The organism is Hymenobacter sp. (assembly GCF_036388155.1).
GTDB lineage: Bacteria > Bacteroidota > Bacteroidia > Cytophagales > Hymenobacteraceae > Hymenobacter.
Genome location: NZ_DASVSI010000183.1, coordinates 46434 through 69312 on the forward strand (window position 1 = coordinate 46434; position 22879 = coordinate 69312).

Annotated in this window: 21 protein-coding genes and 1 pseudogene; 10 read left to right on the forward strand and 12 right to left on the reverse strand. The window is 59.5% G+C overall.

The features are described from left to right. The first annotated feature begins 82 nt into the window (after positions 1–82). Complete coding sequence (locus tag VF629_RS25620) at positions 83–2617, forward strand: M14 family metallopeptidase (RefSeq protein WP_331061368.1); 2535 nt, start codon at positions 83–85, stop codon at positions 2615–2617. A 124-nt stretch (positions 2618–2741) separates the two neighbouring features. Here the strand turns inward: VF629_RS25620 and VF629_RS25625 are convergent, their stop codons facing one another. From VF629_RS25625 to VF629_RS25635, 3 genes are all read right to left on the reverse strand, one after another. After that, a complete protein-coding gene (locus tag VF629_RS25625; RefSeq protein WP_331061369.1) occupies positions 2742–3092 on the reverse strand; it encodes an MmcQ/YjbR family DNA-binding protein in 351 nt (116 codons plus the stop codon). A 15-nt stretch (positions 3093–3107) separates the two neighbouring features. Continuing rightward, entirely contained in the window at positions 3108–3281 is a 174-nt protein-coding gene (locus VF629_RS25630; RefSeq protein WP_331061370.1) for a DUF6728 family protein, read from the reverse strand. Between the two features lie 119 nt (positions 3282–3400). Continuing rightward, positions 3401–4138: a phytanoyl-CoA dioxygenase family protein gene (locus tag VF629_RS25635; protein ID WP_331061371.1), complete on the reverse strand. Its 738-nt coding sequence runs from the start codon at positions 4136–4138 to the stop codon at positions 3401–3403. A 91-nt stretch (positions 4139–4229) separates the two neighbouring features. On the opposite strand from VF629_RS25635, the gene VF629_RS25640 reads away from it, so the two are divergent. Both VF629_RS25640 and VF629_RS25645 read left to right on the forward strand, forming a co-directional pair. Continuing rightward, a complete protein-coding gene (locus tag VF629_RS25640; RefSeq protein ID WP_331061372.1) occupies positions 4230–4691 on the forward strand; it encodes a nuclear transport factor 2 family protein in 462 nt (153 codons plus the stop codon). Positions 4692–4703: 12 nt separating this feature from the next. Beyond that, complete coding sequence (locus tag VF629_RS25645) at positions 4704–5255, forward strand: hypothetical protein (protein WP_331061373.1); 552 nt, start codon at positions 4704–4706, stop codon at positions 5253–5255. A gap of 69 nt (positions 5256–5324) precedes the next feature. On the opposite strand, the pseudogene VF629_RS25875 reads toward VF629_RS25645, so the two are convergent. Continuing rightward, positions 5325–5651: pseudogene (locus VF629_RS25875) on the reverse strand (DUF6984 family protein). A gap of 32 nt (positions 5652–5683) precedes the next feature. Beyond that, the gene (gene ispG / locus VF629_RS25655; protein WP_331061375.1) at positions 5684–7672 is read right to left on the reverse strand and encodes a (E)-4-hydroxy-3-methylbut-2-enyl-diphosphate synthase; all 1989 of its coding nucleotides are present in this window, start codon (positions 7670–7672) and stop codon (positions 5684–5686) included. Positions 7673–7862: 190 nt separating this feature from the next. Here ispG and VF629_RS25660 point away from each other — a divergent pair, with 190 nt between their 5' ends. From VF629_RS25660 to VF629_RS25670, 3 genes are all read left to right on the forward strand, one after another. Continuing rightward, a complete protein-coding gene (locus VF629_RS25660) occupies positions 7863–8348 on the forward strand; it encodes a TlpA disulfide reductase family protein (protein ID WP_331061376.1) in 486 nt (161 codons plus the stop codon). 75 nt (positions 8349–8423) lie between these two features. Beyond that, on the forward strand, positions 8424–8798 hold the full coding sequence (locus VF629_RS25665; protein ID WP_331061377.1) for a redoxin domain-containing protein: 375 nt from the start codon (positions 8424–8426) through the stop codon (positions 8796–8798). Positions 8799–8801: 3 nt separating this feature from the next. Further along, the gene (locus VF629_RS25670; protein WP_331061378.1) at positions 8802–9032 is read left to right on the forward strand and encodes a hypothetical protein; all 231 of its coding nucleotides are present in this window, start codon (positions 8802–8804) and stop codon (positions 9030–9032) included. A gap of 232 nt (positions 9033–9264) precedes the next feature. On the opposite strand, the gene VF629_RS25675 is transcribed toward VF629_RS25670, so the two are convergent. From VF629_RS25675 to VF629_RS25685, 3 genes are all read right to left on the reverse strand, one after another. Then, positions 9265–10239: an NAD(P)H-quinone oxidoreductase gene (locus tag VF629_RS25675; protein WP_331061379.1), complete on the reverse strand. Its 975-nt coding sequence runs from the start codon at positions 10237–10239 to the stop codon at positions 9265–9267. A 95-nt stretch (positions 10240–10334) separates the two neighbouring features. After that, positions 10335–10877: a PAS domain-containing protein gene (locus tag VF629_RS25680; RefSeq protein ID WP_331061380.1), complete on the reverse strand. Its 543-nt coding sequence runs from the start codon at positions 10875–10877 to the stop codon at positions 10335–10337. 33 nt (positions 10878–10910) lie between these two features. After that, positions 10911–11276 (reverse strand): hypothetical protein, encoded by a 366-nt coding sequence (locus VF629_RS25685; protein WP_331061381.1) that lies wholly within the window; start codon positions 11274–11276, stop codon positions 10911–10913. A gap of 170 nt (positions 11277–11446) precedes the next feature. Between VF629_RS25685 and VF629_RS25690 the strand changes: the two genes are divergently transcribed. Beyond that, entirely contained in the window at positions 11447–12010 is a 564-nt protein-coding gene (locus tag VF629_RS25690) for a hypothetical protein (protein WP_331061382.1), read from the forward strand. Positions 12011–12181: 171 nt separating this feature from the next. Here VF629_RS25690 and VF629_RS25695 read toward each other — a convergent pair whose 3' ends face one another. Then, positions 12182–14371: a glutamine synthetase III gene (locus VF629_RS25695; RefSeq protein ID WP_331061383.1), complete on the reverse strand. Its 2190-nt coding sequence runs from the start codon at positions 14369–14371 to the stop codon at positions 12182–12184. A gap of 253 nt (positions 14372–14624) precedes the next feature. Between VF629_RS25695 and VF629_RS25700 the strand changes: the two genes are divergently transcribed. Together VF629_RS25700 and mtaB are read left to right on the forward strand one after the other, a co-directional pair. Beyond that, positions 14625–16493 carry an LTA synthase family protein gene (locus VF629_RS25700; protein WP_331061384.1) on the forward strand — a complete coding sequence of 623 codons (1869 nt, stop codon included), beginning with the start codon at positions 14625–14627 and terminating at the stop codon, positions 16491–16493. Between the two features lie 108 nt (positions 16494–16601). Beyond that, positions 16602–17936, forward strand: a complete 1335-nt coding sequence (mtaB, locus tag VF629_RS25705; RefSeq protein ID WP_331061385.1) for a tRNA (N(6)-L-threonylcarbamoyladenosine(37)-C(2))-methylthiotransferase MtaB — start codon at positions 16602–16604, stop codon at positions 17934–17936. Positions 17937–18278: 342 nt separating this feature from the next. Here the strand turns inward: mtaB and VF629_RS25710 are convergent, their stop codons facing one another. Genes VF629_RS25710 through VF629_RS25720 form a run of 3 tightly spaced genes read right to left on the reverse strand, consistent with a single transcriptional unit; the run spans position 18279 to position 21239 of the window. Beyond that, positions 18279–19073, reverse strand: a complete 795-nt coding sequence (locus VF629_RS25710) for a helix-turn-helix transcriptional regulator (RefSeq protein WP_331061386.1) — start codon at positions 19071–19073, stop codon at positions 18279–18281. Positions 19074–19128: 55 nt separating this feature from the next. After that, positions 19129–19995, reverse strand: a complete 867-nt coding sequence (locus tag VF629_RS25715; RefSeq protein ID WP_331061387.1) for a hypothetical protein — start codon at positions 19993–19995, stop codon at positions 19129–19131. 2 nt (positions 19996–19997) lie between these two features. Further along, the gene (locus VF629_RS25720) at positions 19998–21239 is read right to left on the reverse strand and encodes an ABC transporter permease (protein WP_331061388.1); all 1242 of its coding nucleotides are present in this window, start codon (positions 21237–21239) and stop codon (positions 19998–20000) included. Positions 21240–21430: 191 nt separating this feature from the next. Here VF629_RS25720 and VF629_RS25725 point away from each other — a divergent pair, with 191 nt between their 5' ends. After that, positions 21431–22708: an asparagine synthetase B gene (locus VF629_RS25725; protein WP_331061389.1), complete on the forward strand. Its 1278-nt coding sequence runs from the start codon at positions 21431–21433 to the stop codon at positions 22706–22708. The last annotated feature ends 171 nt before the right edge of the window (positions 22709–22879 follow it).

The following is a 22879-nucleotide window of genomic DNA, read 5'->3' on the forward strand; positions in this document are numbered from 1 at the left end:
AATCCATTTCAATTTGATGACACCTTCTTTTTTAAGTACCAAGCAAGTTTTTACAAGAAGTTGGGTACTTAGCTTGCTCGCGGTGCTGTTGCCGCTCGTCAGCCAAGCTCAAAACGCTCCCACCGCCAGCCCCCTGCAAACTCCTGCTCAGTTCCTCGGCTACAATCTGGGCACACAATTCACGACCCACGCCGAAATCCTGCGCTACGTGGACCACATTGTGGAACACTCGTCGGGCCGCATGAAGCTGATGCGCTACGGTAGCACCTACGAGCGGCGCCCGCTGGAGGTGGTGCAAATTGCCAGCGCCCAAAACTTCGCGCGTCTCGAAGACGTGCGGCACAACAACCTCAAGCTGGCGGGCCTGGAAAGTGGCACCGGCCAGCGCCAGCAGCCGGCCGTGTGCTGGCTGAGCTACAACGTGCACGGCAACGAAGCCGTGTCGTCGGAAGCGGTGATGCAGGTGCTCTACGACCTGGCCAACCCCCAAGACCAGCAGATGCAGGACTGGCTCAAAAACACCGTCGTCATCGTGGACCCCTGCGTGAACCCCGACGGCCGCGACCGATACGCCAACTGGTACAACCGCGTGCGCAGCCAGTCGACCAACGCCGAGCCGGACTCCTGGGAGCACCACGAGCCCTGGCCCGGCGGCCGCTACAACCACTACTACTTCGACCTGAACCGCGACTGGGCCTGGCAAACCCAGCAGGAATCCAAGCAGCGCATTGCCCTCTACAACCAGTGGCTGCCCGCCGTGCACGCCGACTTCCACGAGATGGGCCCCAACAACACCTACTATTTCTCGCCGGCGGCCAAGCCCTTTCACGCCGACATTACGCCCTGGCAGCGCAAGTTCCAGAACATCTTGGGCGACTACAACAAGGTGGCCTTCGATAAGAACAACTGGCTCTACTTCACCCGCGAAGTCTACGACCTGTATGCCCCGACCTACGGCGACACCTGGCCCACCTTCAACGGCGCCATCGGCATGACTTACGAGCAGGGCGGCGGCGGCCCCGCCGGGGTAGCCTTTGCCCGCAACGACGGCGACACTCTTACCCTGAGCCAGCGCATTGCCCACCACCACGCGGCCAGCCGCGCCACCATTCAGGCCACCGCCGAGCGGCACGATGACCTGCTGCGCGAATTCCAATCCTACTTTACCACCGCCCGGACCAAGCCCCAGGGCGAATACAAAACCTACGTGCTCACGGCCTCCGGCAACGACCCCGGCCAATTGCGCGCTTTTACGCAGTACCTCGACCGCAACCAAATCAGCTACGGCTACGCCGACAAGAAGACCAAGACCAAGGGCTTCAACTACACCTCCGGCAAGACCGAAACGGTGCAAGTAGAGCCGCGCGACCTGGTCGTGAGCATGTACCAGCCCAAGTCCACGCTGGTGAAGGTGCTGTTTGAGCCCCGCCCGCAGCTGGAAGACTCGCTCACCTACGACATTACTTCCTGGGCCCTGCCCTATGCTTTCGGCGTGAGGGCCTACGCCCTGCCCGGCCGCCTCAGCGCTTCGGGCCCGAAACCTAGCCCGGCCATAGTGCGCGGCAGTGCCGCCGCGCCCGCCGAGCGCCCCTACGCCTACCTCGCTCGCTGGAACAGCCTGCAGGACATGCGCTTCCTGAGCCGCTTGCTGCAGCAAAAGGTGAAGGTTCGCTACGCCGAGAAAGAGTTTGAGGCGGAGGGCCAGAAATACGCCCCCGGCACCCTGGTCATCACCCGCACGGGCAACGAGGGCATGGGCGCCCGGTTCGACCAGTTGGTGCGGGCCCAGGCCGACTCGGCTGGCACCGTGGTAACGGCGGTCAAGTCCGGCTTTTCAACCTCTGGGCGCGACCTGGGCTCCAGCACCGTGCACTTCGTGAAGCAGCCCAACGTGGCGGTAGTGGCCGGCCCCGGCGTGGACGCCACCGCCTTTGGCGAGGTGTGGCACTTCTTTGAACAGCAGCTGGGCTACCCCATCACGGTGCTGGGCAGCGACTACGTCAGCCGCGTGTCGCTTCAGAAATACGACGTCCTGATTCTGCCCAACGGCAGCTACGCCGACATTTACTCCGACCGCAACTTAGAAGGCCTCAAAGCCTGGGTGCGCGACGGCGGCAAGCTCATCGCCCTGGAAGGCGCGGCCAAGTTCCTCGCCAACAAGAAAGACTTCCTGCTCAAAACCAAAGCCGTCGACTCCGTGGCCATTCGCAAAGACGAGCGCGCCAACCCCTACAAGCTCTTGCGCCGCTACGGCGACTCCGAGCGCGAAGAAGCCGAAGAAGTGGTGCAGGGCAGCGTGTACCGCGTGCAGCTCGACAACACCCACCCGCTGGCCTTTGGCTACGGCAACACCTACTTTGCCCTCGTTCGCAACCCACTGAACTACCGTTTCATGGGCAAGGGCGGTTGGAACGTGGGCGTCATCAAAAAGGACAGCTACTCGGCCGGTTTCATCGGCGCCAAAGCGCGCCGGGAACTCACCGACACCTTCGTGGTGGGCACGCAGGAATTGGGGCGCGGCCAAGTGGTATTCCTGGGCGACAACCCCTTGTTCCGGGCCTTCTGGCAGGGCGGTAAATTGCTCTTCGGCAACGCCGTGTTCCTGGTAGGGCAGTAAGAGTTGCCTAAATAAAAAAGCCCCGCTGGATTCCCAACGGGGCTTTTTTGTAGGGACGCCTACTTGCGCCTTGGTGCTAAACGATGTTTGAGTAGTGCAGACGCCGAGACGCAAGAATACGTCTCTACAGCACGAGTTGCGCTTTCACGGATTTGGGCAGCGAGTGGCGCACCAGGTCGTAGGAATGGTCAATCAACTCGCGTAGCTGACCTTCCGGGGCACCGGTGCCGATGAGCACCGTGTTCCAGTGTTTTTTATTCATGTGGTAGCCGGGCAGCACGTAGTCGTGGGCCTCGCGCAGCTCCACGGCGCGTTCGGGGTCGCACTTCAGGTTGATGCTGCCGAAAGTGTCAATGTCGGTGAGGGCAAATACTTTGCCGCCGACCTTGAACACCAGCGTTTCCGGACCAAACGGAGTTTCCTCGGTCACGCCCGCTTTGAGCAGGCAGTAATCGCGGAAGTCTTCAATGTTCATCAGGCAAGCGAAGGCTTAGAGCACGTAGCGAAACAACATCACCACCAAGCACACCAGGAACATCGCCAAGCTGAGCTTATTGATGAAGTGCATGGTCTTCATGTTGAAGTTGGTCTTCCGGCTGGGGTCTTTGCCGCGGAAGTAGTAACCGAGGACCGGACCGAAGTTAAAGAGGTTCTTACCGTTCATGGCAGGGGGTGTTTTGGTTCGTTATGGTAACAAAGCCCAGGGCAGAAAGATTGTCAAAATCAGAGATTTTCGCCTGTTTTCAGTCAGAAAAAGTCCGTGTCTTACCCCAAGCTCCGGGGTTAATTGACAAAGAAATGCCGCTCACGCCATTGCAGCTCAACCGGCAATTCGAAGGAAGAAAACTCAAGGTGCACCACCCGCCGCGGCCGGTCGCTGGTGCTGCGGCTCGACGCGTGCAGCAGCAACGGCCGCATGAGCATGGCCCCGCCGGCCGGCACCGGGCACCCCACGGCGGCGGGCGTAAGCTCAGGCTGGCCCGCGGCCAGCACCACCCCGCCTCGGTGTGAAGCGGGCACCACGCGCAACTCGCCGTTATTAGCGTCGCAGTCGTCGAGGTGAATGCGCACGGTGCAGATGTTCTCCAGCACACCCACCGGCGGCTGCACCGAAACGCCTTCGGGCTTGCGGGTCCACGGGCCGAAACCGGGCAAGCCAGTTGCTTTGCGGTCCACGTTTATCATCAGGTCTTGGTGCCAGGGCACCAACCAGTTCGACCCCGCCGGCTTGTCGAAATAAATGGCCTTGACTACGTGGCAACCGCCGGGAAAGAGCCCGCCCAGCAGCGAGCGCAACGCAGGCGTATGGAGCAGCGGCCACAAAGCGGGCACCTCCCCCAGCAAATCCCGGATGGCAAACAGGTCCTGGCTGCGCCGAAAGTTAGCCCCATTCGTGGTTGCTGCTTCCAGGCACTGCAGCATGGCGGCTACTTCCGAATCCTGGTAAAGCCTCGGCACAATCGCAAACCCGTCGGTTTGAAACTGGTCGGCACGGGCTGCGGAGCGTGTGGCGGTTTGCATACGCTGGCAAAGCTAAGGAGCGCACGTTCTCCGCCTGCGGCCGCAACGTTTTGCCTGGGTTGCTACCTTTAGCGGCTATCATTCTTTCCTCATGAAGAAACTGCTTACGCCCCTCCTGCTGCTTCTGCTGCCCGCTACCGCCCTGCACGCCCAAACCACCTCCGCCGAAACCGCCGAGGTTAAAAAAACCATCACGGCGTTTTTCGACGGCATGCGCAAAGGCGACAGCACCGCCGTGCATCGCACCATTGCGCCCGGGGCCGTATTTCATACCATTGGCAACCGCGCCGGGGTCGTCAAGCTGAGTCCCGAAAATCCCGCAGACTTCCTGAAAGCCGTGGGTACGCCCCACGACAAAGTGTGGGACGAGCGCATCACCTTCGACAAAATCCTTATCGACGCCAACCTCGCCAGCGTCTGGACGCCTTACGAGTTTTACTTCGGCGACACCTATAGTCACTGCGGCTACAATTCGTTTCAACTGGTGAAGCTGGCCGACGGCTGGAAAATAGCGCACATCATCGATACCCGGCGCAAAGAGAAGTGCAAGTAGCTGAACGTATTTTTGACCAACCCAGCCGGTCTATTAATGGAGCCCAAGCGTTACCCACGTCAGCTTTCGCGCGGTGCTAATAACGCAGCCGTTGCTCTTTCCGAGACGGAGGTGGGCAAGTTATTTGGCGAGGATACCCGCTCCGACATCGGCTCCGAAGCGGAGAAAATGGGCTTTGCGAACGAAGTAAATGGGCTAGTTGCCCGATTTGTTCGGCTGGAAACTAACGAGTCACTAAATGCCGATATGCTCGTAATGGAGCGTATTTATCCACTTGATTTTCGCGCCTATGAAGTGGAAATGCGGGAGATTTGGTTTGACGTTTTTACGGATGAATTGCGGGCATTACATGCAGCCGGGTTTGTGCACCGCAACCTGCTTCGCCCTTCCAACCGGCCTGGCGACCGCTACGATAACATCCTCCTTACCCAGCAGGGCCTGCGCCTAATTGATGTTGGGATTTCCGTATTAAAGCGTCAAGTAGGTGAGTCCTTTTTTATGGCTTATGTGCAACGAGAACTGGAAGAGTTGGAATTGTTCCGGACCTTCTTCTTGGGGCGCTAATTTTGCTTGGAGTTAAATAATCACACATGCTATCGACACGGGGGGCGAAAAATCAGTGCAAGTGAAACTCTAGAAAATAGGCAACTTTTTTAACGGCGAGAAGTCCACTTTCCACAGGTCTAGCTCAAACAACTCCCCATCTTCGTCAAGGTTGATGGTGGCAAATACTGTGACATTGTCTTCGTCACAAAACTATATTTCGACCAAATCTTCACCGAACATTCTATTTGGTTTGCTGCTAACGAAAAGCAAGCTGCCCATTCCGCCATCGTCTATTTCCTCCACTTCCATTGTTGGCAACCCTGCAAGCAGGTGTTCCATGTTGGGCGCTCCACGCAGCATAAACAGCAACAGGGCTAGTTCGGGGAGGGACAGCGGACGCTTGTGATTTGACATAAACGGCAGCACCTGCTTTGACTAGAACGAGACTATGCCCCCACCGGCTCCTCAACCACTTCCTTTTCAATCCACCGGCCATCCTCGCGCATCAACTCAATTAGCTCGTCCACGGCTGCTTCTTCGGGCACCGATTTCTTGATGACTTCCTGGCCGCGGTAGAGCGAGATTTTGCCTTTGCCCACGCCCACGTAGCCGTAGTCGGCGTCGGCCATTTCGCCGGGGCCGTTCACGATGCAGCCCATGATGCCGATTTTGATGCCCTTGAGGTGGTCGGTGCGCTTGCGAATCATGGCCGTGGTTTCCTGCAAGTCGAACAGCGTCCGGCCGCAGCTGGGGCAGCTGATGTATTCGGTTTTGCTCATGCGGGTGCGGGCCGCCTGCAGAATGCCGAATGAGAGCTGGTTGAGGCCGTCGATAGTGGTCAGCCATTCTGGCTTGGGGCGCTCCGGCAGTAGTTCGGTGCTCAACACGATGCCATCGCCGAGGCCGTCGAGCAGCAGGCCGCCCACGTCGGTGGCGGCGTAAAGCTGCGTCTGCTCGTCTTTCAGGGCCGGAAACTGCCGGTTGACGATGACCGGGCACGTCACGCCCGCGTTCATCAGCTCGAAAAAAGCGCGCCGGATTTCCGGCATGGCGTGGGCATTGTCGGAGTAGAGCAGCACCACTGCGGTGCCGTCCTCGCGCAGCTGGTCGAGGGCCGGCGCCGTGAGCGAGGCCAGGTTGTGAAACACGAAATTCAGCGCCGGGTGCTTGGCCGAGGCCACGGCGTACTCGGCCTGCGTGAACACGGGGTAGTGTTCGGGGCGGTGGCCGCCGTCGCGCCAGGCGCTATAGTCCACGATTTCCTTCAGGCCATTGGGCAGCATGAAGGGCGAGGGCACCTGGCCCGTATAGATGTAGTCGGCGCCCAAATCCGACATCTGAAACTTGTCGAGAAACGGCGAATACAGCTGGCCAGCGGCGCGCAGGTCGGCATACTCCAGGTTTTGCAGGCGCGACATGTCGGCCACCACGCGGGGCACGTTGGCGCCGCCAATGTTCTCCACTTCGCGCGTCACGCGGCGGAAGTACTGGAACGGATTGATGGGCTCCTCCCCCACCAGCGGCGCGATGGGCTGGGCCTGGGCGGCGCGGTTGGCGTACCGGTCAATGAGCATTTGGGCGACCGGCGCCTCGGCTTCGGGGGCTTCGGTGAGCGACACGCGCACGGTGTCGCCCAGCCCGTCTTCGAGCAGCGTGCCAATGCCCACGGCCGACTTGATGCGGCCGTCCTCGGCCTCGCCGGCTTCGGTCACGCCTAGGTGCAGCGGGTAGGGCTGCAGGCCTTCTTCGTCCAGCTTCTGCACCAGCAAGCGGTAGGCTTGCACCATCACCTGGGTGTTGCTGGCTTTCATGCTCAATACCACGTCGTAGTAGTTTTCTTCCTCGCACAGGCGCAGGAACTCCAGCGCCGACTCTACCATGCCGAGCGGCGTGTCGCCGTAGCGGCTCAGAATGCGGTCACTCAGCGAGCCGTGGTTGGTGCCGATGCGCATGGCCGTGCCGTACTGCTTGCAGATTTTCACCAGCGGCCGAAACCGCTCCCGGATGCGCTCCACCTCGGCCGCATAGGTGGCGTCGGTGTAGTCAATTTCTTCGAACTTCTTCTTGTCGGCGTAGTTGCCGGGGTTCACGCGCACTTTTTCTACGATGCGGGCGGCCAGCTCGGCGGCGTTCGGCGTGAAGTGGATGTCGGCAATGAGCGGCACGTTGCAGCCGCGCTTGCGCAACTCCTTTTTGATTTCCAACAGGTTTTGGGCCTCCTTCATGCTGGGTGCCGTGATGCGCACGTACTCGCAGCCGGCCTCCACCATGCGCAGCGTCTGCTCCACCGAGCCCAGCGTGTCCATGGTGTCCACGGTGGTCATGCTCTGCACCCGAATGGGGTGATTGCCGCCCAGCGGAATGTCGCCAATGTTCACCACGCGGGCCACGCGGCGCTTGTATTCGGTCAGGCTGGGGCAATACGTTTTGTTCATATCCCAAAAACTATGGTCGGAAGGCGAAAGTTGCGCCGTGCCACAAAGGTAAAGCGGGGCGGGGTGCGCTCCCGTTTTCGCTTCCGCAACTTCTGACGGGCATTCGCTGTCTTTGTCGAAACTCAGCAGCAGGCGATGCACACAGTTGCGGGCTGCTGCCGGGTTAACTTGTGTTCGATTTACCGCTCTTATGCCTCAATTAAAAGCCTTACTGCTAGGCGCTGGCCTGCTGTTTGCCGCTCCCAGCTTTGCCCAAAACGTGGCCGTTATCAAGTTTCCGGAGTTGCAAAAGCGGCTTGCTACGCCCAACGACACCACCTACGTGGTGAACTTCTGGGCTACTTGGTGTGGCCCCTGCATCAAAGAGCTGCCCAGCTTTGAGAAGCTGCGCACCGCCAATGCCAACAAGAAGGTGAAGGTCTTGCTGGTGAGCATGGACTATGCCTCTCAGCTCGACAAGAAAGTGAAGCCCTTCGTGAAGCAACGCGGGCTGAAATCCGAAGTGGTTTTGTTGAACGAATCCGACCCGAATTCCTTCATCGACAAGGTTGACCCCAAATGGTCGGGCTCCATCCCGTTCACCCTGATAGTGAACAACAATACCAAAAAGCGCGCGACGTTTGAGAAGGAGCTTTCACCTGCAGAACTGACCGCTGCACTTCAGAAATTTTTGTAACTTAAAGGGCACCTCACGGCCCGGAGTTTTCACCTGTCACCTTTTTTCAATTCCTAACCCATCATCACACTTGCCATGAAAAAGCTCCTGCCTTTTCTCACCCTCTGCTTTGCCTTGTTGCTGAGCAGCTTCGTGCTGCGCCCCAGCAGCGAAGGGTACCAGGTTGGCGACAAAGCCGCCGACTTCAAGCTCAAAAACATTGATGGCAAAATGGTGTCGCTGGCCGACAATAAAGCGGCCAAGGGCTACATCGTGGTGTTCACCTGCAACACCTGCCCCTACGCCAAGGCCTACGAAAGCCGCATCATCGAGCTGAACAGCAAGTATGCGGCGAAAGGCTACCCCGTAGTGGCCATCAACCCCAACGACCCGGCCGTGGCCCCTGGCGACTCCTACGCCGCCATGCAAACCAAGAAATACGCCTTCCCCTACCTGCAGGACGAGTCGTAGCAGGTGGCCAAGATGTACGGCGCCACCCGCACGCCTCACCTCTACGTGCTCACCCGCAAGGGCAGCGACTTCGTGGTTTCCTACATCGGCGCCATCGACGACAACTCCGAAGACCCGAAGCTGGTGAAAACCAAATACGTGGAAAACGCCATGACGGAAATTCTGGCCGGCAAGTCGCCGAGCACCACTTCCACCAAAGCCATTGGCTGCACCATCAAGTGGAAGCGGGCGTAACGCCCACCTCTCCACTAAGCAGTCACGCAGAAGTAAGCGTATTTACCGGTCCGACCGCCTTAGGCGGTCCGACCGGTTGAGGAGGGGGCCACACCAGAGCAACGACGACCGGTCGGACCGCCTAGGGCGGTCGGACCGGCGACTCGGCCCACCCTGTGCTTATTCCTTCACGACTACTTAAGCAAAAAGGCCCGTTCTGAGGACAGAACGGGCCTTTTTGCGTTCACATAAATTACTGCTGGACTTCCAGTACAATTTTGCCGATGTGCGCACTGCTTTCCATAAGCGTGTGCGCCGCGCTAGCTTCAGCCAGCAGAAGGGTTTGATGAATAACCGGCCGAAACGAGCCAGCGGCCAGCAACGGCCACACGTGTTTTTCGACTTCAGCGGCCAGCGCCGCCTTAAAGTCAGCCGAACGCGGCCGCAGGGTGCTGCCCGTGATGTGCAAGCGGCGGCGCATCACCTCCAGCGCGTTGAATTCGCCCTGGCCTCCTTGCATGGCGTTGATGAAAACCAAGCGCCCGTCATCTTTCAGCAAGCGCAGGTTTTTGGCGGTGTACGCCCCTCCTATCATGTCCAGAATCACGTCCACGCCTTCCAGTTTCAGCACTTCTTCGAAATCTTCGGCTCGGTAATCAATGGCCCAATCGGCTCCCAGCTCCCGACAGGCCTCGCACTTGGCCGGGCTTCCTGCCGTAATGGCCACCCGGCTGCCAAGGCCCTTGGCCAGTTGAATGGCGGTGGTGCCAATGCCGCTGCTGCCGCCGTGTACCAGCAGCGTTTCGCCGGGCTGCAGCGCGCCCCGCTGAAACACGTTGTGCCACACGGTGAACACGGTTTCGGGCAATGCGGCGGCTTGTACCATGGTCAGGCCCGCGGGCACCGGCAGGCAGTGCCGGGCATCGGCTACTGCGTACTCGGCGTAGCCACCGGCCGCCACCAGGGCGCACACGGCATCGCCCACTTGCCAGCGCCGGACGCTCGCGCCTGCTGCCTCCACCACGCCGGCCAGTTCAAGGCCCGGAACTTGGCCGCTCACGTCGCCGCTGCCCGCGTATTTCCCTTGTCGCATCAACACATCGGGCCGATTGACGCCGGCGGCACTCACGCGGATGAGGACTTCGTGCGGCGCCGGGACTGACTTGGGTCGGGTGCGCAGTTGCAGCACTTCGGCCCCGCCGGGTTTTTCGATAATGATGGCATTCATGAGCACAGGTCAGCTAACGGGAGGGTTGTGTGGCTGCTAACGAAAAACGGCTCCGAAGAGCCGTTTTTATCTGTTCTCACCCTGTGCAAGCCTCACTAGTTGGCTCCCAGCTTTCGCTTGAGGTCGCTTACTTCCCGCTCCAAATCCAGCGTGCGAAACATCACCTTCGCTTCCAAATCCGAGTAAGCCACTTCCAATTGCTCGCGCATTTGGCGCTGCTCCTGGATGTCGGTGCACGTACCGAACCAGGCAATGATGCTGCCGTCGTCGCCGCGCCGGGGCAGGGCCTGGCCCAAAAACCACCGGTAAGAGCCGTCTTTGGCTTTGAAGCGGTACTCGATGCTGTAGTCGTCGCCGGTGGCCAGCGAGTGGCCCCAGATGTCGCGGGCCCGTTGGCGGTCGTCCGGGTGGAGCAAGTTGTTCCACATGTCCGGCCCCACGCTACCGGCCAGGTCGTAGCCGGTAAAGTTTATCCAGCGCTGATTGAAGTAGGTATGAAAGCCTTCGGGGTCCGTAATCCAGACCAGCTGGGGAATCATGTCTGCTAAAAAAACAAACTGCTCGGGCCCCACCAAGCCGTGTTTGGAAGAATCGGGAAGCGCCGAAGCCGGCAGCGGGGTAACGGGGGACGTACTCACGAACGAATCAAGGCTAAGAGTTCGGAATAAAAATTAAAACCGGTCGAGTTGGATTTCCATGCCCGACGCAAAGTACAGGTTCAACTGGCTGCGCAAGCCGTCGAGCGAGCGACGCAAACGCGTCACCAACGCCCGGGTGTCTTCCTCGGGCAAGTCAAACCGCAAGTATGGCCGGTTCATGAGTTCGTCGCGAACCACGGCCCAACTGCCGGTCGGATGTTCCGAACTGCCCGACACGTGGGTTTCTACCGTATTGGGGGTGAGCACCACCCGATTGGCCTGCGCCAAGGGCGTCGAGGCATCGTTGCGGTTCAGCACACGGCTGGCAACGTGCCATTCCCCCATGAAGTAGTCGTCCGGCAGATTTTGTAGGTTTATATCAAGAAGCAGGTCAGACATGCAGCTTTAAAAGCAGCCAATGGCCGCGAAAAGGACAGTTACTCCGTTTAAAGGCACGGATGGCTCCCAGCGCGTATGGGCTGAGCTGGCAGTTGCCAGCCTGTCAAACGGCAGAATTCGCGTGACCGTTCCGGAAGTATCGAAATTTTTAACTCAACCTATTTTTACTTGTGAAAAAGCCTGCTTTCCTCCCATCGCTACTAGGTGCGGCGCGTTTCACCGGCTTGGCGGCGTGGCAAACCGGGCGGCTTTTCCGGCAGCTCGCCTCCCGAGCCCTCGACTCGGTGCAGGACGTGCTGCGCGCCGAAGTAGAAAAGGGCAACCTGAAGCTGGTGGCTGAGTTTTTGGCCGACAAAGCCTTGCCCGCCGCCCGCGCCATTCTCATTGAGCAGATGACCGTGCGGCTGCTCGTACGCCTGGGCCTGCGCGGGGCCCTGGCCTCCAACGTGGTGGGCTGGGTGCTTCCCTTCGTGATAGAAAAATTGGTGGCCGCCGGCCACAAAAGTGGCCTTTTCGACAAGCTCAAGGCCAATGCCACGGTCAGCGAGTCGCTCAGCAAGCTCGACGAGCTGCGCCACGCCACCTGGAAAATGCTGGTGCCCGACCCCGGCACCGGGGCCGAGGTGCTGGAAGACGAAGACCAGACGGCGCCACGAATCCCCTTGCTGCTCGCCGCTCCTGCTTCGCATTCAGGCGCTAAAAACAATACTGCGGCTTCCAGCAAGTCCAAATAAGCCACTTTTTTTCAAGGTTGAGTGTAACCCAAAAGCAGCTCATTCGTACCATACCCGCAATCGTTTGCGGCGGCTTTCCAAAAAAAGGCACCTCACTGAGGTACCTCTTTAAAAACCGGGGCGCGGCGAGAATTCCCACCCAACACCGGACCCGATTCCGTCCCGAAGGAATTACCGGCTGAACAACAGTTCGCGGTACTTCACGAGGGGCCAGTCCTCGTCGGCCACCATCCGTTCGAGCTTATCAACAGCTCGGCGGATGGGGTCGAATTTTGGTTTTATCTGGTCGCAGTACGCAATCGCGAGTTCGCGAGCGTCAGCGATTTTATTTACTTGTTTACGGGCTTCGGTCATCTCATCCACCGTGGTTTTGATGGCCGAAACGTGGCGTGAAATATCTTTAATCATGTCAACCGTTACCTGGCTGAGCTCCTCGTCGAGGCCAAGCTCGCGCAAGCCGCGGACGTTGTTCACCAGCTTGGTCTGGTAGGCCAGCGCCGTGGGTATTACGTGGTTTACAGCCAAATCGCCTAAAACGCGGCTTTCGATTTGAATTTTCTTTTGGTATTCCTCCAGCAAAATCTCGTGGCGGGCGTGCAATTCCACTTCCGAGAAGATACCGTGACGCGAAAATAGTTCCGCGGCGTCTTCCCGTACCAGCGCGTCGAGGGCTTGCGGCGTGGTGGCGATGTTGTTGAGGCCGCGACGGGCCGCCTCTTCCTTCCACTCGTCGGAGTAGCCGTTGCCTTCGAAACGAATGGCTTTGGAGTTGATGACGTACTCGCGCAACACCTCTACAATAGCCACTTCCTTCTTTTTGCCCTCGTTGATGAGGCCATCGACGGCTTCTTTGAAGTCGATGAGCTGGTCGGCAACGATGGTGTTGAGCACCGTCATGGCCGAGGAGCAGTTGGCCGACGAACCCACGGCGCGCAACTCAAATTTATTGCCGGTGAAGGCAAACGGCGAGGTGCGGTTCCGGTCGGTGTTGTCGAGCAGGATGGCGGGAATCTTGTCGATGCCCAGCTTGAGGTAGATGTTGTCGCCCTTGTCGAGCGGCAGCTTGGCCGTGCGCTCCAGCTCGTCCAGTACCGAGTCCAGCATCGAACCCACAAACACCGACACGATGGCCGGGGGCGCTTCGTTGGCCCCAAGGCGGTGGTCGTTCGAAGCCGAGGCAATGCTGGCGCGCAGCAAGTCGGCGTAGCGGTGCACGGCCTGGATGGTGGTGATGAAGAAGGCGAGGAACTGCAGGTTCTCTTTGGGACGACGGCCGGGCGCGAGCAGGTTGACGCCGGTGTCGGTGCTCATGGCCCAGTTGTTGTGCTTGCCGCTGCCGTTCACGCCGGCAAAAGGCTTCTCGTGCAGCAACACTTTGAAGTTGTGGCGCTCGGCCACGCGGTCCATCACATCCATCAGCAGTTGGTTGTGGTCCACGGCCAGGTTGGCGTCTTCAAACGTGGGGGCGCACTCAAACTGGTTGGGGGCTACTTCGTTGTGGCGGGTGCGCAGCGGAATGCCCAACAGGTTGGCTTCCTCTTCGAACTCCAGCATAAAGCCGTGCACGCGGGCCGGAATCGAACCAAAGTAGTGGTCGTCGAGCTGTTGGCCTTTGGCCGGCGCGTGGCCGAACAAGGTGCGGCCGGTCATCACGAGGTCGGGGCGGGCGTCGTACAGGGCCTTGTCAACCAGGAAGTACTCCTGCTCGATGCCGAGCGTGGTGTTTACGCGGGTAACGTCTTTGTCGAAGTATTGACAAACCTCCAGCGCAGCCTTTTCCAGCACGGCCAGCGACTTCAGCAGCGGGGCCTTGTAGTCAAGGGCTTCGCCGGTGTAGGCCACGAAAATCGTGGGAATGCAGAGGGTTTTAGCGCCCACCGTTTCGATGATGAAAGCGGGAGAAGTGGGGTCCCAGGCGGTGTAGCCGCGGGCCTCGAAGGTGTTGCGAATGCCGCCGTTGGGAAACGACGAAGCATCGGGCTCCTGCTGCACCAGGGCCGAGCCTTTGAAGTTCTCAATCGGCCGACCGTCCGAATTCAAGTCAAAGAAGGAATCATGCTTTTCGGCGGTAGAGCCCGTGAGGGGCTGAAACCAGTGGGTGTAGTGGGTAGCGCCCTTGGCCATGGCCCAGGTTTTCATGGCCGAAGCCACGGCATCGGCCACGTTGCGCTCAACCGTGGCGCCTTGCTTAATGGCAGCTTGGAGCTTCTTGAAATAATCGCCGGGCATGGTGGCCCGCATGGCTTCCAGATTGAACACGCTTTGACCAAAGCTGTCGGAACGACGAGCTGCTACCGACTTCACCGTGATGGGGCGGCGCTGATTGACGAGTTCTAGGGCTTTAAAACGGAGGATGGCCATGTGAATGAGTAATCGAAACGGGGGTTGAATTAAAACGACGAATCGGAAATCTGCTGGCAAAGATAAATGACGATTGAGTTCAAAACAGTGGCCACCCCACAATAACAAGGGCCAATTCTGAAAAAAGCATCTTTTTACAGAGCAACTACCTCATTAATACACCCTGACTCTGTAGAATTTTAACAGAAATTTGCCATCACCCTATCTTTTCAACAGATTTAAGCCAAGTTTGCCATTAGGTTATCTTTGCGGCGTGAAAAACCGCTTTGCGTTTCAACCGCGCTACTTTCTTTTCTGGCTGCTGTTTTTTGAGATAAGCCGGGCAGTGTTTCTAGCCTACCAGCACACGGCCACTGCGGGACTGTCCGTCAAAACTGTACTGAGCACATTATTCTACGGGCTCCGCCTTGATGCTTCGTTGGCGGGGTATATATGCCTGCTGCCGTTTTTGGTGTTTGTCATCGGGAGTCTTTTCCGTCGGCTGCCTTTGCAGCGCATTGTAGACGGCTATACCGTAGCAATAGGCACTGTGGTCGCCTTCCTGATAACGGCTGACCTGGAGCTTTACACCGCCTGGGGGTTTCGGCTTGATGACACGCCCCTGCAGTACCTCGATTCGCCGCGGGAGATGGCGGCTACGGCGGGCAGCGCGCCCCTGCTGCTGCTAGCAGGGGCCTGTGTAGGGCTAGTGGCCGTGGGGTATGGGCTATACCGCGGGGTAGTGGGCCGGATTGCGCCATTGCCGGCTTGGTTTGGCCGGGGCCGGGCAGTGCTAGCCAGCTTGCTCTATGCTGCCCTGTTGGTGGTGCCCTTGCGGGGCGGGACGCAGCAAATTCCCGTCAACCAGAGCAACGTCTACTTCTCCCGCATTGCTTTTGCAAACCACGCCGCCCTCAACGCCCCGTGGAATTTGATGAGTGCGCTGGTGTTGCGCGCCAACGAGCAGCCGCCCCGGCCTTTTATGCCCGACAGCACGGCGCGGCGGCTGGTGGCCGGCCTCTACCCGTTGGCGGTGGGCACCTCCCTCCCAGCCCCGGATACTGCCCAATCGGTGTTGCGCGAAAGCCGGCCCAATGTGCTGTTCATCATTCTCGAAAGCTTTACGGGCAAGCTGGTGGGCAGCGTGGGCGGCGAAAAAGGCGTGACGCCAACCCTGGACAGCCTGGCCAAGACGGGCATTGTTTTCACCAACATGTACGCGGCCGGCGACCGTAGCCAGAAAGGCCTGGTGGCGCTGCTTTCCGGCTACCCCAATCAGCCCACCACCAGCATCATCAAGTTTCCGCGTAAAACCGAACGCCTGCCGCACCTGAACCGGTCGTTGGCGGCGGTCGGCTACCGGTCGCACTACTACTACGGCGGCGAGTTGGCCTTTGCCAATATGGCAAGCTACGTGCAGACGGCCGGCTACGAAAAAACAACGACCGGTGCTGATTTTAGCCTTGCCGAGCGCAACTCGAAGTGGGGCGCGCACGACGGCGTGCTGTTCACGCGCTTGCTGGCTGACTTGCAGCAGCAGCCCCAACCCTTCTTCGTCACGGCCTTCACGCTTAGCAGCCACGAGCCGTTTGAAGTGCCCATGAAGCCTAAGTTTCCGGGCAAGACCGAAGCCGACCGGTTCCGAAACTCCGTGTATTATACCGACTCCGCTTTGGGTAGTTTTCTGCGCGTAGCCCGCCAGCAGCCGTGGTACGCGCACACGCTGCTGGTGCTAGTGGCCGACCATGGCCACCCTCAGCCGGGCAATTCCGCCAACCAGGACCCCGCCAAATTTCACATTCCACTGGTGCTGGCGGGCGGCGCGCTGCGGCCGGAAGCCCGCGGGCGCGTGGTGTCCACCGTCTGCTCCCAAACCGATGTGGCCGCCACGCTTCTGCACCAGCTGCGCCTGCCCTCGCAACAGTTTCAATGGAGCCGCGACCTGCTGGCGTCGTCCCCGGTTAAGTCGTTTGCCTATTACTGCTTCAACAACGGGTTTGGCGCTATATCTCCGACGGGGTACGTCACTTACGACAACGTGAGCCAGCAGGAATGGGAACGCGGCAACAACGTTACCAACGGCCAGGTACAGTTGGGGAAGGCAATGCAGCAGATTTCTTTGGAAGACTTTGCGAAGAAATAACGAGGGCTGAACCGGTAGAATTTTAAGCCGCGACGGGGTGTTGCTTGCGGTGCTGCGGTTGCGGGTCCGCACGTCCATTCTTTCCCTCCGCCGTACCTTTGTGGCATCATGCCTACCCCTCAATCCGTTGCTTTTTATACGCTCGGCTGCAAGCTAAATTTCTCCGAAACGTCGGCCATTGGCCGTCAGTTTGAAGACCGAGGCTTCCAGAAACTGCCCTTTGAAGCCGGCGCCGACCTATACGTCATCAACACCTGCTCGGTGACCGACCATGCCGACCGCAAATGCCGGAAAGTGGTGCAGCAAGCCCTGAAGCACAATCCAGACGCCTTCGTGGCCATTGTGGGCTGCTACGCCCAGCTCAAGCCCCAAGAAATTGCCGAAATCCCGGGCGTAAGCGCCGTGTTGGGCGCCGCCGAAAAATTTCAGCTGGTCGACATTCTGGCCGATTTTAAGAAGCCGGCGGCGGGCCAGCCCGGCCAGGTGCACGCCTCGCCCATTTCGGCGGCCACGGAGTTTCACGCCGCGCATTCGTTCGGCGACCGCACCCGGACTTTTTTGAAAGTGCAGGACGGCTGCGACTACTCCTGCTCGTTTTGTACCATCCCGCTGGCCCGGGGCGGCAGCCGCTCGGGCAGCATTGCCAGCGTGGTGGAGCGCGTGGAAAAACTAGCCGAAACCGGGGTGAAGGAAATCGTGCTGACGGGCGTAAACCTGGGCGACTTCGGCCTGCAAGGCCCCGAACGCGAACGGCGCGAAGACTTCACGCAGCTGGTGCAGGCCCTCGACGAGGTGACGGGCATCCGGCGCTTTCGCATCAGCAGCTGCGAGCCGAATTTGCTGACCGATGACATTCTGGACACGGTAGCCGCGTCGGCGCGCTTCATGCCGCACTTTCACATTCCCTTGCAAAGCGGTTCCGACAAAATATTGGGCCTCATGCGGCGGCGCTACCGGCGCGCCCTGTACGCCAGCCGCGTGGCCCGCATCAAGGAGCTCATGCCGCACGCCTGCATTGGCGTAGACGTGATTGTGGGCTTTCCGGGCGAAACCGATGCCGACTTTCTGGAGACCTACAATTTCCTGAACGAGCTGCCCATCAGCTACCTCCACGTTTTCCCCTACTCCGAGCGACCCGACACTTTAGCGCCCACTCTCCCCGGCCGGGTGCAGGACCGGGTGCGGCACGAGCGCACCACGCAGCTGCGGAGTTTGTCGGAGAAGAAAAAGCGGCATTTTTACGAGCAACACGCGGGCCTCGAAACCGAAGTGTTGTTTGAAGACGACGTGACCGACGGCCGAATCGAGGGCTTCACGCCCAACTACATCCGCGTGGCCGCCAAATACGACCCGCTTTTGGTGGGCGAAATGAAAAGCCTGCGCCTCACGGCCGTCAATGCCCTGGGCCTGATGGAAGCCGAGGAAGTAGGGCTATTTGTCTGAACCACGGATTCATGCGGATTTGGCGGATTACACGGATTTTGTAGACGATTCTATAAAGTCACACATGGAGGCTGCTTAGGAAATACGTCGCTTGCCGGTCCGACGCCCAAGGCGTCCGACCGGTTGTCGGTGAACGGCCGGCAGCGTATCGTGTGGGCGGCAACCGGTCGGAAGCTTAGGGCCTCGGACCAGGCGGAGCCGACTTGCTAAACAGTTCAATGATAAAAGGCCACCCCAAGAGATGGCCTTTTCTGTTGGAATGATAATTTCAGGACTGCGCCGTTTTTAACTGCACCGTCCACAAAATCCGTGGCATCCGACCAATCCGCATGAATCCGTGGTTCAGACCATCGCCTGCCGGGCCATGGCCAGCATCTCGCGCAGCATTTGCTGCTGCTCAAGCAGGTGCTGGTTGCGCATTTCGGCCATTGCCAATTGGTGCTGCAGATGTTGGGCGTGCAAAGCGGCAGCCACATAAGCCTCTGGCGAAGGAGTAGGAACTGACGAGGCAGCAGGCGCCGCAGGTGCTATGTTTGGCAAAGCTTCAGCTGCGGGCGCAGGAGCCGGCGGTGGAGAGAGTGGCAAGGAAGTTTCCGAGGCGGCGGGTGGAGCAAGGTGCTTTTCCTCGCTCGCCACGCGTGTGCTTTCGGGCGGTGCGGCGGCAATACCGCCAAGTGCCGGGGCAGTGCCGTTGAGTACCGGGGTAGCAGCCCGAGCCGGCTGGTTAGCTGCTGCGGCCAACGCGAGGGTAGCCACTATCTCGGCCGGCTGCAAGCGGGCACCGGAGCCATTGCTGGAGCGCCGGCTGGGGCTGATTTCTACGTCTGATAAATCGATGGGCTCTAACGGTGATTCGACGGCAGATGGAGGGGCGGGCTGAGTCACTTTGGGAGCGGGCTCACCCCCTACCAGCATAGGGCCACGGCCCAGGAGTAACCAGTCCCTCGACACATTTGGGTATATCTCAAATACCTTGCAGAGCAAGTCGTAGCCGGGCTTATTGCGCCCGTCAATGAGGTGTTGAATCACGCTAGCGGTTTTGCCCAGCGAAATGGCAAAGCTGTTTTTAGTCAGGCCAAACTGCTGAATGAGTTGGGCGAAGCGCTGGTCAATGGAGGCCGGAGCGGGGGTAGCCATGGCATTTGCACAAATGAGTGATTGTGCAAATGTATCATTTCGGCCAGCATTTGCCCTAGCGTTTTGGTAAAGCTGCCGAGTGGGCTTTTGCCACCGGCACCAACAAGCCGCGCGGCTGCACTCGGGCGTAGGGAAAATGGTAGGTGCCGTCAAGGTCCAGATTTTGGACGACATGCGGCAATACTGGGCCATAATATAGGCGGAACTCCTGGGGCGTGAGGGCAAAGTTTTCGAGGTCGGGTTCAGTGGCTCGGTCTTCATTCGTCAGCCCTGGGTCACTTTGGAAACGAATTCTTTTGGCGGCTTTGTCCCAGGAGTTCCGCTCCATTACAAAAGCTACGTCGGCCGTATCCAGTTGCTCCGTTTCCATCGTGCGCAGCGCCTCCCCCAACCGGCGCGTGATGGCGCCGTGCATTCGCCGCTGCAATTGTGCGGGTGGGTCGGCCACTACATCAGCCAGCGTCAACTGCTTGCCTGTGCGCAAATCGAAGGTCAGGTGGTCGGTGCCCTCGTACGAGTAAGCACCCGTAAATTCCTGTATTAATTCCAGCGACAGCAGGCCGCGTTCGTTCAGTAGCACCTGGTAGTCGCAGCCTGTTAGCCCCTGGCCAGCATGCCACTGGCGGGCTTCAGCGTCCCAGCAACAAGCTTTAGTGGCCTGCTGTAACACCTGAGCTACCGCAGCAGTAGCGTCAACGTTTTCGCTGCCGAAAACACGGCGCAAAATGCCCTGATTGATGCGCTTGCTAACAGCTGCGTTGGCAAGCCGTACCTGCGGCACCTTGTATCGACTCACGTTGCCGGGTCCGGTAGCGGTGACGAGCGGTGCCCGCAAACCCGTGCTGTTTTGCCCGTTTGCAGGCAAGATGGCGACAACCAACAAGCTGGCAACCCACCACTGCTTAACACTTATCAGACTCATAACTACTCGTAGCGCAGCGAGTCGATGGGGTCCAGGGCGGCGGCTTTGCTGGCCGGGTAGTAGCCCGAAGCCATGCCCACCCCCACGCAGATAACCAGGCCAATCATCATCCACACCCAGGGCACCAGGAAGGAGCCCGTGCCCACGAAACTGGCCACCGCATTGCCGCCCAGCACGCCCAATACAATGCCCAGCGAACCGCCCAAAAGGCAAATGACAATGGCTTCGATGAGAAACTGCTGCCGAATCTGCACCGCGGTGGCGCCCAAGGCTTTGCGGATGCCAATTTCGCGGGTCCGCTCCGTGACGGACACCAGCATGATGTTCATGAGGGCAATGCTGGCCCCGAGTAGCGTGATGAAGGCCATGATGCTGCCCCCTACCCGCACTTTTCCCGAAATGGAATCGAGCGTGGCGGCCAACGACTCGCTGCTTTCGGCCACAAAGCTGTCTTCCTGGCCCAGTTTGTCGTGGCGAACGGCGCGCATCACGCCCGTGGCCTCGCCCATGAGAAAGGCGAGCGTGCCGGGCTGGTCGGTAGCGGTTTTGATGTCGTAGGTAAGGGCACGCTGGCGGGGCATCTGGTTGCCGGTTTCGAGCGGCACCAGGGCCAGGCGGTCGGCGCCCCCGCCCCCGCCAGCGCCGCTGCCGCTCTTTTCGAGCATGCCCACAATGAGAAACCGCCGCCCCAGGGCACTCACGTACTTGCCAATGGGCGTCTCCTTCGGGAACAGTTTCGACCGGATTTCGTCGCCCACAATGAGCACGTTGGCGCCGCTGTTCAACTCGGCCTGGGAGAAGGTGCGGCCCTCGGCCAGGTTGTAGCCCTGAATCTTGAGGTAGTTTTCATCGCCGGCCACCACCTGCATGTTGGGGTTGGTTTTGGTGCCGTTGGCTTTCATTTCCACGGCCCCCGCAATGAACGCCGACACGCCCACCTGCGCGTTATCGCCCATGGCCTTCTTGTAGAGCTTGGCTTGCAGGTAATCGATGGGCGGGTACTGCTTGTCTTGCCGCCCACCGCGCCGCCCGCGGTTGCTGTAGCCCTTGGCGTGCAGCTCAAAGGAGTTGGCCCCCAGGCTAGCAAAGGTTTCGGACAGCGAGTTTTTCATGGCGTCGATGCCCGTGAGAATGCCCACAAGGGCAAACAGGCCAATGCTCAGAATGAGCGCCGTGAGCACGGTGCGCAGCAGGTTGGCGCGGATGGAGCGGAAGGCTTCGCGGACGTTTTCAAAAGGACTCATTTGCAGTCAGATGGGCTAGTAGGAGCGGCCTGTTAAGCAGGCGAAAGGTGGGCGGCTGGTCCCCGCCAGCGGCGGCGCGGCGGGCGGGTTTTTGGTGGCCGGTGGTTCCAAAGTTCGGCGGCCGGCGCTTAACTTGAACCACTGCCGCCGCAACCTCGTTGATTCGGTGCGTTTCTTTCCCCAAAAATATGATGCTGCTCAAGCGTTTTCTCCTGTTTGTGTTGGTGGCGGCGGCCGGCGTGGCCGCGCCCCTCGCCGCGCGCGCCAACCACGTGTTCATCCCGATGGATAACACCCAGAAAGAATGTTTAAAGGCCTACGGCGTGGCTTTTTGGCTGCTCCAGCGCGAAGTGCCCGTCGATTGGCTGCTGAACTACAAGGGCGGCGCGTTTGCCTTTGAGACGAGTTCGGCGGCGGAAAACGAGCTGGCCGTGCGGGGCGTCACCTTCCAGGTCATCAGCGAGGCGCAGTACACCGGCATTCTCCAGGAAATAGCCGACCCCAACGCCAACATGGACGTGATGAAGCTGGAGAAAGTGCCCAAAATTGCGGTGTACACGCCCAAAGGCAAGCAGCCCTGGGACGACGCCGTGACCATGGTGCTCACCTACGCCGAAATCCCCTACACGCAGATTTACGACGACGAAGTGCTGAAAGGCGAGCTGCCGAAATACGACTGGCTGCACCTGCACCACGAGGACTTCACCGGCCAGTACGGCAAGTTCTACGCCTCTTACCGCAACTACCCCTGGTACCAGCAGCAGCAGCGCGACGCCGAAGCCACGGCCAAGCGCAACGGCTTCCCCAAAGTGAGCGTGATGAAGGGCACGGTGGCCACCAAGATGCAGGAATTCATTGCTGGCGGCGGCTTTTTGTTCGCCATGTGTTCGGCCACCGACAGCTACGACATTGCCCTGGCCGGCCTGGGCCTGGACTTCGTGGAAAACATGTACGACGGCGACCCCGCCGACCCCACCGCGCAGTCCAAGCTCAATTACAACCGCTGCCTGGCTTTCCAAAACTTCCAATTGGAGCGCAACCCCTTTCAGTACGAATATTCCAACATCGACATGCAGCCCAGCGAGCGCGGCCTGGGCGAGCAAAACGACTACTTCCAGTTGTTCACGTTCTCGGCCAAGTACGACCCCGTGCCCACCATGCTGTGCCAGAACCACGAAAAAACCGTTCACGGCTTTATGGGCCAAACCACGGCCTTCCGCAAAAGCCTCATCAAGCCCGATGTGGTGGTGATGGGCGACACCAAGCAAACCGGCGAGGCCCGCTACGTGCACGGCACCCTCGGCAAAGGCACCTGGACCTTTTATGGCGGCCACGACCCCGAGGACTACCAACACCTGGTGGGCGAAGAGCCCACGGACCTGGCCCTGCACCCCAATTCGCCCGGCTACCGCCTCATCCTGAACAACATCCTGTTCCCGGCGGCCAAAAAGAAAAAGCAGAAAACCTAAGCCAAAATGAGTACCCCGAAATTTCATTTCGGCCCGCCAGAACAACAGCGGAGGACGTGTTGCCGGGCCGAAATGAAATTTCGGGGTACTCGTTCAAACCACTGCAAAGGCCGGCCAGCGCCTGAGAAGCTTGCGAAACTCCTTTGCTGCGTGCGGCGAAGGAGTTTTTTT